General features: G+C 48.3%; 14 protein-coding genes. 1 reads left to right on the top strand and 13 read right to left on the bottom strand.

The genetic code is table 11. The annotated features are described in order from the left end of the window. Nucleotides 1–30 precede the first annotated feature (30 nt). The 7 genes from G459_RS28055 to G459_RS0120500 all read right to left on the bottom strand — a co-directional run bounded on the left by G459_RS28055 (nucleotide 31) and on the right by G459_RS0120500 (nucleotide 6607). Nucleotides 31–1170 (bottom strand): adenylate/guanylate cyclase domain-containing protein, encoded by a 1140-nt coding sequence (locus G459_RS28055; RefSeq protein ID WP_051315340.1) that lies wholly within the window; start codon nucleotides 1168–1170, stop codon nucleotides 31–33. Between the two features lie 14 nt (nucleotides 1171–1184). Next, nucleotides 1185–1772 (bottom strand): AraC family transcriptional regulator, encoded by a 588-nt coding sequence (locus G459_RS28050; protein ID WP_245588216.1) that lies wholly within the window; start codon nucleotides 1770–1772, stop codon nucleotides 1185–1187. Between the two features lie 55 nt (nucleotides 1773–1827). Continuing rightward, entirely contained in the window at nucleotides 1828–2019 is a 192-nt protein-coding gene (locus G459_RS30455; RefSeq protein ID WP_245588215.1) for a hypothetical protein, read from the bottom strand. Between the two features lie 148 nt (nucleotides 2020–2167). Beyond that, nucleotides 2168–3175 carry an SDR family NAD(P)-dependent oxidoreductase gene (locus G459_RS0120520; RefSeq protein WP_026969320.1) on the bottom strand — a complete coding sequence of 336 codons (1008 nt, stop codon included), beginning with the start codon at nucleotides 3173–3175 and terminating at the stop codon, nucleotides 2168–2170. 362 nt (nucleotides 3176–3537) lie between these two features. Continuing rightward, nucleotides 3538–4440 carry a DUF4350 domain-containing protein gene (locus tag G459_RS28045; protein ID WP_051315339.1) on the bottom strand — a complete coding sequence of 301 codons (903 nt, stop codon included), beginning with the start codon at nucleotides 4438–4440 and terminating at the stop codon, nucleotides 3538–3540. A 311-nt stretch (nucleotides 4441–4751) separates the two neighbouring features. After that, nucleotides 4752–5810, bottom strand: coding sequence for an NAD(P)-dependent alcohol dehydrogenase (locus G459_RS0120510; RefSeq protein WP_026969319.1), 1059 nt, complete (start codon nucleotides 5808–5810; stop codon nucleotides 4752–4754). Between the two features lie 140 nt (nucleotides 5811–5950). Next, nucleotides 5951–6607, bottom strand: a complete 657-nt coding sequence (locus G459_RS0120500; RefSeq protein WP_026969318.1) for a TetR/AcrR family transcriptional regulator — start codon at nucleotides 6605–6607, stop codon at nucleotides 5951–5953. Nucleotides 6608–6964: 357 nt separating this feature from the next. On the opposite strand from G459_RS0120500, the gene G459_RS0120490 reads away from it, so the two are divergent. Beyond that, nucleotides 6965–8647: a sulfatase family protein gene (locus tag G459_RS0120490; protein WP_026969317.1), complete on the top strand. Its 1683-nt coding sequence runs from the start codon at nucleotides 6965–6967 to the stop codon at nucleotides 8645–8647. Between the two features lie 226 nt (nucleotides 8648–8873). Here G459_RS0120490 and G459_RS0120485 read toward each other — a convergent pair whose 3' ends face one another. From G459_RS0120485 to G459_RS29145, 6 genes are all read right to left on the bottom strand, one after another. Further along, entirely contained in the window at nucleotides 8874–9683 is an 810-nt protein-coding gene (locus G459_RS0120485; protein WP_026969316.1) for a universal stress protein, read from the bottom strand. Between the two features lie 311 nt (nucleotides 9684–9994). Further along, on the bottom strand, nucleotides 9995–10636 hold the full coding sequence (locus G459_RS0120480; RefSeq protein ID WP_026969315.1) for a hypothetical protein: 642 nt from the start codon (nucleotides 10634–10636) through the stop codon (nucleotides 9995–9997). Between the two features lie 387 nt (nucleotides 10637–11023). Further along, complete coding sequence (locus G459_RS28040; RefSeq protein ID WP_035456526.1) at nucleotides 11024–11275, bottom strand: hypothetical protein; 252 nt, start codon at nucleotides 11273–11275, stop codon at nucleotides 11024–11026. A 104-nt stretch (nucleotides 11276–11379) separates the two neighbouring features. Then, on the bottom strand, nucleotides 11380–11598 hold the full coding sequence (locus G459_RS28035; RefSeq protein ID WP_245588214.1) for a hypothetical protein: 219 nt from the start codon (nucleotides 11596–11598) through the stop codon (nucleotides 11380–11382). Next, nucleotides 11598–12044, bottom strand: a complete 447-nt coding sequence (locus G459_RS0120465; RefSeq protein WP_026969314.1) for a DUF5675 family protein — start codon at nucleotides 12042–12044, stop codon at nucleotides 11598–11600. The genes G459_RS28035 and G459_RS0120465 overlap by 1 nt, the downstream gene beginning before the upstream one ends. 2 nt (nucleotides 12045–12046) lie before the next feature. After that, complete coding sequence (locus tag G459_RS29145) at nucleotides 12047–12793, bottom strand: hypothetical protein (RefSeq protein ID WP_051315337.1); 747 nt, start codon at nucleotides 12791–12793, stop codon at nucleotides 12047–12049. Nucleotides 12794–12959 lie beyond the last annotated feature (166 nt).

The raw sequence follows: 12959 nt of genomic DNA, 5'->3' as shown, positions 1-12959 counted from the left end.
GAGCTTAGGTCCGTGTCCGAAAATCACCTTTCAGACAGATTCCGCGTGGTCAGTCCAATCCACACTGACCACTCCCACCCGCTCTGTCTTTCCTCTGAGCAGGATCATTCCTAGATTTTCGGTAATTAAGTAAGGGCTTGCCCCCGCTCTGTCAAGCAGGTATTCTGACACGAGAAAGTCCTTACCGTATTCGTTGCACACACTTTGTATCCTGGCGGCAGTATTCAGGGTATCTCCGTGGTAGGCAATGTCTTTTTTGACTTCGCCGATCTCCACAGCCGTGACTTTCCCAAGATGTACACCGGCCTTGAAGACTGGAAGGAAGCCATAGTTTTTCAGATAATGTTCAGCCCTATTTTGAAACTGACGCTTGCAGGCAAAATAAAAGCGAACGCACCGATGATCGCTCAATCCTTCGCCCGCAGGCCACATCACTACGATTTCGTCGCCGACATATTGGTAGACTTGGGCACGAAAAGGAAACAGGACGTCGTTGATATCCGAAAAACAATCCCTGATAAAGGCACTATACCTCAAATGCCCTAACTGCTCGGCAGCAGCAGTGGACGACTTTAAATCCATAAACATGAAGATGCGCTCTTCCTCTCTCGGATTTTGGTACTTGCCCAAAAGCAGCGGCAGCAATACTCCGGGTCCGTATTTCTTGTTGACTTGATTGATAAAACTGATCCCAAGGGTCATAAAAAAATAGTAAAGCAATAGCAGGTAGAAAAGTAAATGCCACGATCTAGGATCCAGCGCACTGGCCTTCATGCCCAGCGAGGGTGAAATTAGCAGGTCAAAAAAGACGAACCGCAAAAGCCATGAAATCACAATGAGAAGCGTCAGTGAGATCAGCGTTTTAAACAGGATTATCTTCCCAAGCGACAATTTCCTCAAGAGCTTTCTGTCGAGGTAATACCCAGTCAGGCCAAGAGTTACTCCATACAGCACTCCAAGCATCACAGCAAACAACAACATCGCGCCAAATCGCCCGACCATAGGAAGCCCGAAAATCTGACCGATTATCTGCCCCTGTAGCTCCATCAGGGTTACCAGCAGGATGTTGGCGACCATCCAAAAGTTCACCTGGATTCCGACATAACTTGCCACGGGAAATCGGGCAGTGAGGCGGTTTGCGATGGTCGTGTATTCAAACTTCTCGGGCATGTGTCGTGGTTTGTTTAACTCGTCCTGCTGATGGGAGCTTTTCCACTGATAAGATCTGTCGGGGCATAGCCAAAGCGCTTCTTGAAGGCGTATGAAAAGTGCGAAAGATTCTCAAATCCCGTCTCATAGCATACATCTACCGGCTTGCTTTTCAGTTCGGTGATTTGATAATGGGCCAGTTCCAGCCTTTTTTGGGTCAGCCAGCGCTGTGGAGTGCTATTAAATGCCTTTTGAAAGTCACGCTTAAACGTGGTCAGGCTCCTGCCCGTCAGGTAGCCAAACTTCTCCATTGGCATGTTGAACATGTAGTTTTTCTCCATAAAACTGACCAGCTCGACCTTATAAGGATCGTCAAAGTGCGCCAGCACCGCGTCAATCTCAGGATCAATTGCCCTGAGGATAGTGATCGCTTCGGTGATCTTAAGCAAAGCCAGATTCTCCGGAAAGGGCTGCGTCATCTCAAAGTAAGGAATGACGGATGCAAGGCAACTTTCCAAAAAGGGATGATTGCCATAGGCACGAATTTCCGAAAAAGGCACAGTCTTCGTCTGCACATCCATTCCACTGTAAAAATTCCGCAGAATCTTGGCTGTCAAATGCATCACGACAGTCTTGTGTGGCAGACCGTCTTTCGGATAGTTGATGATCGTGGCAGGCTTATTTCTGGGAATCAGAAAAATACTCGCCTTTCTTGAAGGTATGCGTTTCGTTGGTCTGTACGATTTTGGTCTCCCCGGAGATAAACCAGATCAGCATGTGGTCCTCAAACACCACCTCCGATTTGAAAAACTTATCCTCGTAGCAAGAAAGCTTGATCTCAGGCGTGAGGTATTTTGAAATATGGTCCATGCGTCAATTCGTAAACTTCATGTTTTGCATACGTTTTTAAAAAAACCGCTTACAACCGCCCCTACTTAATCCCGGGAGGCTTTTCCACTCCATCCTGATGGCCAAGATAGCCAAAGCCTCCCGTAGATTTGAATAATTCGTGCAAGGGTCAGTCAATCTGGAAGGTGATGCCAATCATCTCCTCGCTCAACTTCCACAGTCGTTTTGCGTTGGACTCGTCCAATGAATAATGCTTCACACCGGGAGAGGCGACAGCATCAGAAGCCAGTTCAGCTACATCCGCGTCTTCACAATACACGCCTCCAATGTCGGTGAGCAGCGGGCTCGTCGCACACCAAACGGTGGTCGCGGCTCCTTGCGGCACTGTCTTGAGCGAGGCCAAAACTTCCGGGAAAAGATTGCCATTCGCATCGCAGAAGCCCATCTCTTGAAACAATTCCAGCGGCGCCTCTCTGCCCAATTCGGTTCCACCGATGGATCCGGGATGCAGTGAATAGGCTCTTACGCCGAATTCCTTGCCTCTAGTGTCCAGCTCCAGGGCAAATAGATTGCTTGCGGTCTTGGACTGACCATAGGCTTGCAAGGTCTCATACTCCCTATGATCAAAATTGGGATCTTCAAAATCAAACGGCGCAAATTGATGTCCGTGGGACGAAACGTTGATCACCCTCGCTCCATTTGCCCGTTTCAGCGCAGGCCACAATCTGGCAGTCAGTTGAAATTGCGCCAGGTAGTTGGTGGCGAGCTGAGATTCGATGCCCCTGCTGTCTCTTCGAAGTGGCACCCACATGATTCCCGCGTTGTTGATCAGCAGATCAATCGACCGGCCTGAAGACAGGAACTTATTGGCAAACGCATCGATAGATTCTGGACTCATCAAGTCCATCGGTTCTACCTCCACATGGGCAAAGCCATCGAGGTTTCTCTTTGCCTTCTTGATATCTCTTGCAGGGACGATCACAGTCGCCCCCGCTGCCGCGAGAACCCGCGTGGTTTCCAGTCCGATGCCGGTATTCCCGCCTGTTACGATGGCAACCTTTCCGCTCAGGTCGATCCCCTTGATGACCTCACTGGCTGTTGCCGTACTGTTGAAGCCCGAGCGGATCGGCTTCTGCAGCTGCCCGTTGTAATTGGTAATTTTTGTTGTTGCTTTCATCTGTTTATAGTTTTTTTAGAGGTCAGATGGAATCTCGCACCGCATAAAATCATACCAATGTGTGAGGTTTTGCCTCGTGCTCGATTTCATGGTCTTTTTGTGTTTGTGATGGCAAAGTTATAGCCGGGCATGGCCGTGGACTTTGTTTAAAAGACCAACTTTACTTTGTTTAAAAGACCATTGATTGGGAACGAACCAAAGCTGACGGAATCAACGTCTCATGCGTTGAGAATCTGAAATCCTGGTTTAGGCAGACGTCTTTTAGCCGAAGCTAATCAAGCTTCCGAGCTTGAAAAATTCAGGGTTCCTGTTGGAAAAAGGAGTGCTGGGTCTGGAAAGTAGCGACTGTAAGATGAGACAACTTAATCAAGCAGGCCGTCAAACCAATGAAAAATGTTAAGCAGAAACTGAGCATTTTGGGAAGCGCTTTTTTGATTCATCCCCACTTTGTCCTTGCCTTGAAGTTGCGCTGTAAACATTGCCGCCTCTCCAAAGATGACGACACGGCCCTTACCATAAGTCATATAGGCTCCCTGGACGAAATTTTCGGCTGAAATCACCGGTGTGTCCTTCGTAAATTCCCAGGCTGTCTGCGGCATCTTAAGCTCATATTTGGCATCAAGAACAATGACAGGCTCTGCGTTTTCTGGGATTTCAAACGCCTGACCCGTGAAGCTTTGCAGTGAGGTTACTGATTCACCTTCATTTCGTCCTTTTGTCAAGACATTCTCCATCAACCCCTCGCCGGGTGTAAAGATATCTTTGCCGCCTCCCTTTTTCATCGCGAAGCCATTGTAAAACTTGAAGCCAAAGGATGCGGCTAGGTTCTCTGCAGCTCCGGGAAAAGGCATGTGATCTGCTATCAAAAAGAGGCAACCGCCATCTTTAACCCAACTGTTAACTGCTTCGACCTCACTCTCAGTGAATGCAGGCGGAGTAGGCAAAGTCCAGCTTTCAAGGCTAGCGGCATTCAATGCGTTGGAGACAACCAGAATCTTCCCCTTTTCCAGCTGCTCTTTTGTGAAAGGCGCGACCGAGGCCTCAACCACGTAACCGTCCTTTTCAATCACATTGGCAAAAGCACTGAATCTCCCGTCCTTGGTATGGAAATTATGGTGCGCTTCATCGATCAACACCACCGGCCCCTGACCTCGCGGATAGACAGGACTTGAAATAACCGGATCAAATCCAGTGTCTGCTACCTGCTGAGCAGCCCCCATCAAGGGAATCAAAAACAGCAGTGCAAGGAGTACTCTTTTCGGCATGATTTCAAGATTTGGAAAATTGGAAATGGGCTCAGGAGCAAGGCATTTTCTGGCATTAACAGCAAAACTGTGTTGATGTAAGTTATTACAATTTGCTTTTGAAATCATACAAGACATCAAGCTCAAGCCATCTGCCCCCGTGGAAGGACTCAGGACTCTTCAGTTGAAAAAGGGCTTCCTGGCCATGGAGGAATAAGTTTTCGAAAACTTCACTTTGATCTAAAAACCAAAACCCCAGACTCGAAAGAGCCTGGGGTTTTATTTGAAAAGAAGATCCGGCGTCTAAACTGGCATTCCTTCGTAATTCTCTTCTAATTTTTCATCGAGGCCATATCGATCACAAAGCGGTAGCGGACGTCACTTTTGAGCATGCGCTCGTAGGCCTCGTTGATATCCTGCATCTTGATCATCTCTATCTCGGAGACGATGTTGTGCTGCCCGCAGAAGTCAAGCAGTTCCTGGGTTTCCGCAATTCCTCCGATCAGTGAACCGGAGATTGCTTTTCTGCCCATGACCATACCGGCAGTGTTGAGCGTAGGGTCGAGATTGCCCAAAAAGCCCACCAGCACCAGCGTGCCACTTGCATGGAGCGTAGCCATGTACGGATTCAAGTCGTGCGTGTATGGTACGGTATCAATGATGAGGTCAAAGGTATTGCTGACAGATGCCATCTGGCTTTCATCTGTAGAGATGACTACCTGATCTGCGCCCAGGCTCTTGGCTTCTTCTATCTTGCCAGCAGATCTGGAGAAGAGGGTGACCTCAGCTCCCAAGGCATGCGCCAGCTTCAGCGCCATGTGCCCCAAACCGCCCAATCCGACCACGGCGACTTTGCTGCCTTTGCTCACCTTCCAGTGTCGCAACGGAGACCAAGTGGTAATTCCGGCGCACAGCAAAGGAGCCACTGCAGCCAGATCGAGGTTTGCAGGAACGCTCAGCACGAAGTCCTCGTCCACCACCACTTTCTCAGAATACCCCCCAAACGTGTGCTGTCCGAGATGCCTATCCCGTCCGTTGTAGGTGCCGGTGAAGCCATTTAGGCAATATTGCTCCAAGTCTTGCTGGCAGTTGGCGCAGGTCTTGCAGCTGTCCACCATGCAACCGACAGCGGCGAGATCGCCAACTTTGAACTTGCTGACCTCGCTTCCGACTTGGGTTACACGGCCTACGATCTCATGGCCAGGCACTGATGGGTATTTCGTCCCTCCCCAGTCGTTTCTGGCCGTGTGAAGGTCGGAGTGACAGACGCCGCAATAGAGAATTTCGATCTCCACATCTTTTGGAGTGGCTTCCCTTCGGGGAATGGTCATCTGCTCCAGATCGGCTTCTTTGGAAGCGGCCCCAAAGGCTTTTACTTCAAATGTGTTCATGGCTTGATGGTTTAGTATTTTGGAAAAGTAAAATAGGAACACCCGAAAGGAATGTGGTGGTTCACCGATTTGCCAAAAAAAACCAGAGAAACCATACTGAATGGCCTAAAAAATCTATCCAGCGGGGAAGCTTGGGCGGATTAGGGTTTGTCGATCAGTTCGGAAGAGGTCGATTGCATGATCCTTTCGTACTCTTCTCGCCCCGACACCGTGAGGTAAGGCAAGACCGTATTCCAGACCAAGCGCACCATCTCGCCTTTTTGCTGAGGCTGGTGATTTGGTAAAATCTCGAGCCGCGACAGCCAGAAAGTAATTACAATGCGGATCGTCTGCTGAATTCTTTCCAGGACATCTTCGTCAGGAAAACCCACATACCCATCCGTCAGGAAATCCTCAAAAAGTCCCTGCATTTGCTGTCTTCGAAGCAGGAGTGTCTCTTGGATCTTCCCTTTCACCTGGGGAAAGGACCGGGTGATCTCCAATACGTCCAGATTGAAAAACCGATACCGATATTGAAATTCCTCAAGCTCCGATACCATCCGGTGAAAATGCTCAAGGGATGAGGTGTTTGGCTTTCGGGAGGTATAGGCCTCGGAGGCATCACCTCTCATCTTGTCATAAATCGCCAAAAGCAGCTCTTCTTTGGTACGATAGTGGTAGTCCAGATTTCCGTGACTGATTCCCATTTCCCCCGCGATATGGCGACTGGTAACTCCCTGAATCCCAAATTCATTAAACATCCGGATAGCGACGGATACAATCCTGTCTTTGGTTTTCAGTTTTGCCGGCTTCTTCATTATACCCGAGTTAGTGGAAAATTTCAATTAGAAAATTAAGAGCTATAAAATAAAAAAGGGGATTTCGGCTCGCTTTTTTTGACCGCTCAAAAGTAGGCAGGCCAAAAATTTCCATCAACCCGGAGTTTTCTTGGGGGTTTGGTTCGGTGGACGCTCATTTAGGCCTACCAGAAAATAATGGTTTCTGCTCTCTTCAAATGCTTAGATGTTCGGAGATAGGATGTTTCCTGACACAATTGAAGCGCGTCGTCAACGTCACGGTCGAAGATCTTTCTTCGTTGACTTTCTTGGAAAATTTCCCCAAAGAATCCATCAAACGATCTAAATTCGGCAGTATAAAATCAAACCCCATAACCTATGCGAAATGCTCTTGTTGGAATAGTAGTGTTCCTTGGAAGTATTCAGATTGGCTTTGGTCAAAGCTCAAACGGCAAGAACTCTAAGCGACCCAACATCATCTTTATCATGTCGGATGACCATGCTTATCAGGCGATTTCGGCCTATGACAATCGAATGATCGAAACTCCAAACATAGATCGGATCGCTGAGATGGGGATTCTTTTCACCCAGGCAAGTGTCACCAACTCGATCTGTGCTCCTTCCCGTGCGACCATCCTGACCGGCAAGCATTCCCACCTGAATGGAAAGGTGGACAATCACTTTGCCTTCGACACGACCAACGTGACTTTCCCACAGCTGTTACAGGACGCAGGCTACCAGACGGCCATGTTTGGCAAGCTTCACTTCGGCAACAATCCCAAAGGTTTTGACGAGTTCAAGATTCTCCCGGGTCAAGGCTCCTACTACAATCCCGAATTTATCACCAAAAAAGAGGGCGAGATTAAGGTGGAAGGCTACGTAACCGACATCGTGACAGACATGACACTGGACTGGTTGGAAAAAGACCGGGATGCTGAAAAGCCCTTTATGCTAATGTACCTGCACAAGTCCCCACACCGTCCCTGGATGATGGCTGAGCGCCACTTGGAAGAATTCACCAACAAAACTTTTCCGGAGCCTGCAACTCTGTTTGACGACTACGAAGGAAGACCTGTCGCCGCGGAGGCAGAGATGAATATCCTCAAACACATGAGCTGGGCCGGGGACAACAAGGTATTTCCCGAAGTGATGGAGGAGCTGGGGATTCCGGAAATCGGCCCTGACAAAGTCAGATTCAAGGGTGAGCTCGCGCGCTTTACTCCTCCGCAAAAAGAAAACTTCCTGAATGCTTACACCAAGGTCAATGAAGAGTTCAAATCAAAATACCCGTCCATGACCGACGCCGACAAGATGCGGTGGAAGTATCAGCGATACATGCAGGATTATCTCGGGACGATTAAAGCCGTGGACGAAAACGTCGGCAGATTGCTCGACTACCTCGAGGCAAACGACCTAATGGAAAATACAATCATCGTCTATACCTCGGATCAAGGCTTCTACCTCGGAGAGCATGGCTGGTACGACAAGCGCTTCATCTACGATGAGTCCTTCAAGACTCCGTTGCTGATGGCTTGGCAGGGCAAGACCAAAGGCGGCACTAAATCCGATGCCTTAGTCCAAAACCTCGATTTCGCCCAAACCTTCCTCGACGCCGCTGGTGTGAAAGCTCCCAAAGACATGCAGGGAGAGAGCATGGTGCCTTTGCTGACAGGCGATGAGAACGAGTGGGATCGCGACGCGGTGTACTACCACTACTACGAATACCCCGCCGAGCACATGGTCAACCGGCACTATGCCATCGTGACGCACGAGTACAAGCTGATCCACTATTACTTTGCGGAGGACAGATGGGAACTGATCGACCGGGTCAATGATCCGATGGAGATGAAAAATTTCTACGACGACCCAGCCTATGCTGCCATCCGCAAGGAACTGCATTCCGAACTGGACAATATCCGTAAGAAATACAAAGACAACACCGCGATCAGCCAAGGCTATATCGATCGCTTGATCGAGGATGCCTCGCAAGGCAAAGTCTACGGCGCGCCAAAAGCAAAGGTGGATGCCGCAATCAAGCGCAGTCAGGAGAACAAAAAGTAGATTGGTTTTCCGCTCTTCGAGGGCTTTAACCTCGAAGCATTCTTCAAGGGATTGTCATCGGGTAGCAGTTAGGTCAAACCGAGATTCCAAACCCTTTGACAAAACCGTAGAATTACTTCTGATACATCTCGCGGGTTTGAGGAGCTGAATCTTTTTGCGCCATTCATGCCTTCCTGATCTCAGAATCTGGAAGGTCTGGCACTTGACTCATCCAAAGATCAATCGCTTAGTGCTTAGAGCTATTTAGTACCAACAGCGGATAGTGAGTGACCGCAGCCATCTCGTGTGTGAAGTGACGCTGGAAAAGCCCGCCTGAATCTCGGGCGATCATGGCGACCATCCCAGTGTCGGTGTGCTTGTCGAGATAGAAATTGATCCCATCCATCACGCTGTCATCGAATACCGTGATGCGTTCTGTCTCAATGTCTTCTCTGAAACGTGAAACCAGCGCTGCCCGCTCCATCTCTTGGCTGAAACCAAGCCTGGTATTTTTCGGCCGGACATTCAGCACCCGCAGGGTAGGCGCGATCATCAAGCCCACCACCTCAGCCAAGATATCAAGAGACGCTTCATTTTCTACATCCTCAAGATCAGTGGCAAAGACCACCCGGTTTTTTCCCTTCCGGTTAAAGTCTTCGAAGCGCGCGACTTCGGGGATGACCATGACAGCGACTTTGGTATGTGCCACCACCTTTACCGTATTGCTACCGATCAAAATCCGCTTCAGCCCGCTTGCACCCTTGGTGCCCATGACAATCAGGTCTACCCGCTGAGCACTGATTTGCTCTGTCAGGGTATCGACGAAATCACCGTGTGCTACCAGTGAAGTGCAGTTGAGACTCGCTCCGAAAGAAGCTTGTAGCTCAGATACTAAAAGTTCCAGCTTCTGTATTGCTTGGGCTTCACTGTCACCGGCAGGCATCACATGAATGATAATTAACGTTGCCGAAACCCGCTTTGATATTTCAGCCGCAAACAGGAGCGCATTGCCCGCCGCTTCGGAGAAATCAACAGGGGCGATGATGGATTTGATCATAAAAGTCGTTTTAAGATGTTAGGCTAAATATAGAAATTAAGCTCGCCGATTTTTCTCTGACTACGCGAGCGAGCAGATTCAACTGGGGAAATTGCTACACAAAAAAAGCCCGACTCCTTCGAGCCGGGCTTTATAGTTAAAGTAAGATCGGATTTTTTATAAGAACCTAGGGAGGAGCATGCAACTCTTCCCTAGTTCAATTCCCGGGCTTCAAAACAGAAGTCTTATTAAAATGAATTTCAACCTATTATTATTGAAAATAAAATACATTATAAAGTATTACCCAATATTAATAGCACTTACCTCGATAATTAAACTTCGGGGTAAGGTGATGAAGAACATGCACTATTGCTATCGGATTCAGGAACAACTATTACAGGTTTGCACTGCTCGTCAATAACAATTTTTGCATGAAATATAAATTGACAGTCAGTACCGTTCATCCTTACTTTATTTCTTTCAACAATATACCAGTAAATTTTTGACGGTGAAGTCGCCGTTGCTTGAGTTTCCTGACGATAAACCATCGCTATATTCGAAATAGAAGTTCCAGCCATGCACCCAGGCTGTTGCACCGTAAAAAAATCGCCATCACCAGAAACTGAACAACCGGGACATATTGGCCCTGGAGCCGCTTGCCACACAGATTGCATGCCACTTTGTAGTTGAGAAGGGGTGGGTCCATAAAAATAAACCCCACTTCCTTCAAAATGTCCGTACCAGATTCCAGTCGCACTATTATAGGTAAGTTGAGATCCCGCGGGCATAACTTTCAAGGCTTCGGGTTGTGATTCCGAGTCTCCAAACTTCTCAATCGTAAAATCCTTACCATCTTCCGTGTCCAAAGGTTGATCTACTTGCTTTTCAATAGACTTCCCAACATCTATATCCAAATTGTCGACACAGCCGGATAAGCACAGCAAAATACATGTTAATATTAAAATAGTTTTCATAAAAATGAGTGTTAAAAGGTTATGACGTAATAATACCAAATATTCCAATAACTACAAATAGTTTATAAAAAAGTCAGCTTGCTTTCATCAAGAAACAAACACCTGTTGGCATTTTTTCCTAGCACTCATACAATCATATCTTATACTTCTATGATAGCTTACTGTACCAGAGTCTTTGTAGACCTTAGTAGTTCAACTTTGCCGACGTCGTTACGGAAATCTCACCTGCAAAATAGAGGACGTTAGTAGGCTCTTCAGAAAAGTCAACATTCCGTTAGGAGGAGTCCCAAGACACGTTTTTTTTATTTAAAGGCAATGTCACAATGGATGCGACAAAAAACCCGGGCAAGACCTCCTGCCCGGGTTTTGATTTTCAAGGTTACTGGTTTACTTCACCGACTGCAGGAGCTTCTCCTCCAGCCGGGTTTCATCGACGGTGAGTTGGCAGATGCTGATCAGGATGGTGCCTGCTGTCACTGCATGGCCTGCATACGCCAAGAGGATTTCGGGTACTTCTCCCGGTGCAGTCAGCATTGCGGTGCCGACGGCGGCGATCAGGAGACCTGCCTTCTTCAGCAACTGGAAGAAAGGAGGAGTTGGGGCGAGAGCCCGGTGTTTTATTTCTTCTATTGTTGTCATAGTTTTTTTTAGTTAAATGTTAAAGGTTAAGTGTTTATTGGGAGTGATCAGTGTTCAGTCGCAGTGATCAGAGTCAGTGATCAGTTGCTCACCAATTGAGAGAATTAGGCGCAGGGCTGGATCTTTCGGCTTTTGGGCAACTTGCCAGGTATTTGTAAAAGCGTTTTGATCAATGCCTGTTCGCTTTGGAGGCGCACCATGACTTCCTTCATTTTTCCCAATTCTTTATTCATCTGCCTGATATCCTGGATGAGGAGCTTGAGGAAATAGGCGATGACAGAAAGGAGGAGTCCGAAGACCCCTCCCACAATTGCCTGAAACATCAGTCCATCCATTGGATTTGATGGTAGGTCAGGTTCAGGGCACATTCTGGACAGCTCCTTATCTCCAGTGTGGCCTTTTCCCCTTTCCCGAGTGTTTGACCTATCAGGGAAGTGAGATTCTGGAAGACTTCCCTGCCGGGAACACCTCTCCCCTCCCCTGTAATTTCAGACACCAGGACGATGTTTCGGTGCAGTTGCGTTAGCCCCAGTTCTGCTTTCCTTGGGATCTTCGATTTGTGTGAGCCGGAGTTTTGGAACACGGCGATCTGCTGTTCGGATGAACTTTGGACCAGATCTAGTTCGTAGACTCCTTCCGGCAGACAGGCCATCGAAGGATGGAAGCATGCTGAGGGCAGCTCGGCCGTGGCACAGAGGATCTTGCCGTTGTAACTAAGCGATCCATTGGTGCCGCCGGGCCAATATTCCCGTGTGAGCAGGAATTTCATAATCAGGAGACCGATAGGATGATCGCAGGATTCTGCGATACATCGTTCATGTCGTACTGATTGCCGTTGACGTCGAGAAAGAACTCCAGGGCCAAAGCGAAGAAGTACTTTTCACCGGCAACGCCCGGTTTGGGCAGGGAGAGCGAAACTTGCGCCGCCGGGAGATTGATGATCGGCAGGGGCGCTATTGTGGCGGTCTCGGTGTAATAATCCTGTTCCGCAAAGTTGATCGCTGCGCGTATCAGGGAAAACCGGTAGAACTTTGATCCTTCAGAAAACAGCAGAAACTTGCTGGGAACCAGAGCCGGTATCGTCACCGTCACGGAAGTCGGCTCATCCAGGACCGTTGTCTTCACTTTCAAGACGTTGCGCATGGATGCCTTTTCAGAGAATTCGAACCGCAGTAGCGAGGTCATGTCTCCCAGATCAAATTTCCTGTCTCCCCGGGGACTCACCGAGTCGGATTTGACCACTTTCATGGCCGCGGAATAGAGTCTGTTGTGCAGCTTTCCACCGTTGGATTTGAGTTCGATCTCACGGAACGCATTCTTGAGAAATTTGGCGGAGGCAGCGGCCTCGGCGAATTCCTTTAAATTCTCCCGGGTCCGTTGGAAGCGGGGATCATTTTGGATGCGCTTTTTGGTCACCCCTCCCTTTCTCCTGGCGATGAATTTTCCATCGCGGTTTTTATAAAATGTGAGGTCACCCATGGTGCCCTCGAGTTTGATATATCCAGATTGTTTTGCCATAGTTTTGGATTGTTTAGATGTGAAACATGGCCCTAAACTGAACTCAACAACCTGAATATCAAAACGAATGTGGAATCTATGGAAACAAAGGAAAACTAAGGTAATCCGTGGAAAATGTGGACAAAACCCAACCTATGTGTGACGTATGTATGACGATGGTATGACG

The organism is Algoriphagus terrigena DSM 22685, assembly GCF_000429445.1.
GTDB classification, from domain to species: Bacteria; Bacteroidota; Bacteroidia; order Cytophagales; family Cyclobacteriaceae; genus Algoriphagus; species Algoriphagus terrigena.
Note: the sequence above shows the minus strand (reverse complement) of the source record. Positions and strands in the feature narration are given on the sequence as shown.

Excerpts from the sequence above, each read along its gene's own strand:
- G459_RS28055 (WP_051315340.1), bottom strand. The coding sequence starts at position 1,170 with ATGCCCGAGAAGTTTGAATACACGACCATCGCAAACCGCCTCACTGCC.
- G459_RS28050 (WP_245588216.1), bottom strand. The coding sequence starts at position 1,772 with ATGCATTTGACAGCCAAGATTCTGCGGAATTTTTACAGTGGAATGGAT.
- G459_RS30455 (WP_245588215.1), bottom strand. The coding sequence starts at position 2,019 with ATGGACCATATTTCAAAATACCTCACGCCTGAGATCAAGCTTTCTTGC.
- G459_RS0120520 (WP_026969320.1), bottom strand. The coding sequence starts at position 3,175 with ATGAAAGCAACAACAAAAATTACCAATTACAACGGGCAGCTGCAGAAG.
- G459_RS28045 (WP_051315339.1), bottom strand. The coding sequence starts at position 4,440 with ATGCCGAAAAGAGTACTCCTTGCACTGCTGTTTTTGATTCCCTTGATG.
- G459_RS0120510 (WP_026969319.1), bottom strand. The coding sequence starts at position 5,810 with ATGAACACATTTGAAGTAAAAGCCTTTGGGGCCGCTTCCAAAGAAGCC.
- G459_RS0120500 (WP_026969318.1), bottom strand. The coding sequence starts at position 6,607 with ATGAAGAAGCCGGCAAAACTGAAAACCAAAGACAGGATTGTATCCGTC.
- G459_RS0120490 (WP_026969317.1), top strand. The coding sequence starts at position 6,965 with ATGCGAAATGCTCTTGTTGGAATAGTAGTGTTCCTTGGAAGTATTCAG.
- G459_RS0120485 (WP_026969316.1), bottom strand. The coding sequence starts at position 9,683 with ATGATCAAATCCATCATCGCCCCTGTTGATTTCTCCGAAGCGGCGGGC.
- G459_RS0120480 (WP_026969315.1), bottom strand. The coding sequence starts at position 10,636 with ATGAAAACTATTTTAATATTAACATGTATTTTGCTGTGCTTATCCGGC.
- G459_RS28040 (WP_035456526.1), bottom strand. The coding sequence starts at position 11,275 with ATGACAACAATAGAAGAAATAAAACACCGGGCTCTCGCCCCAACTCCT.
- G459_RS28035 (WP_245588214.1), bottom strand. The coding sequence starts at position 11,598 with ATGTTTCAGGCAATTGTGGGAGGGGTCTTCGGACTCCTCCTTTCTGTC.
- G459_RS0120465 (WP_026969314.1), bottom strand. The coding sequence starts at position 12,044 with ATGAAATTCCTGCTCACACGGGAATATTGGCCCGGCGGCACCAATGGA.
- G459_RS29145 (WP_051315337.1), bottom strand. The coding sequence starts at position 12,793 with ATGGCAAAACAATCTGGATATATCAAACTCGAGGGCACCATGGGTGAC.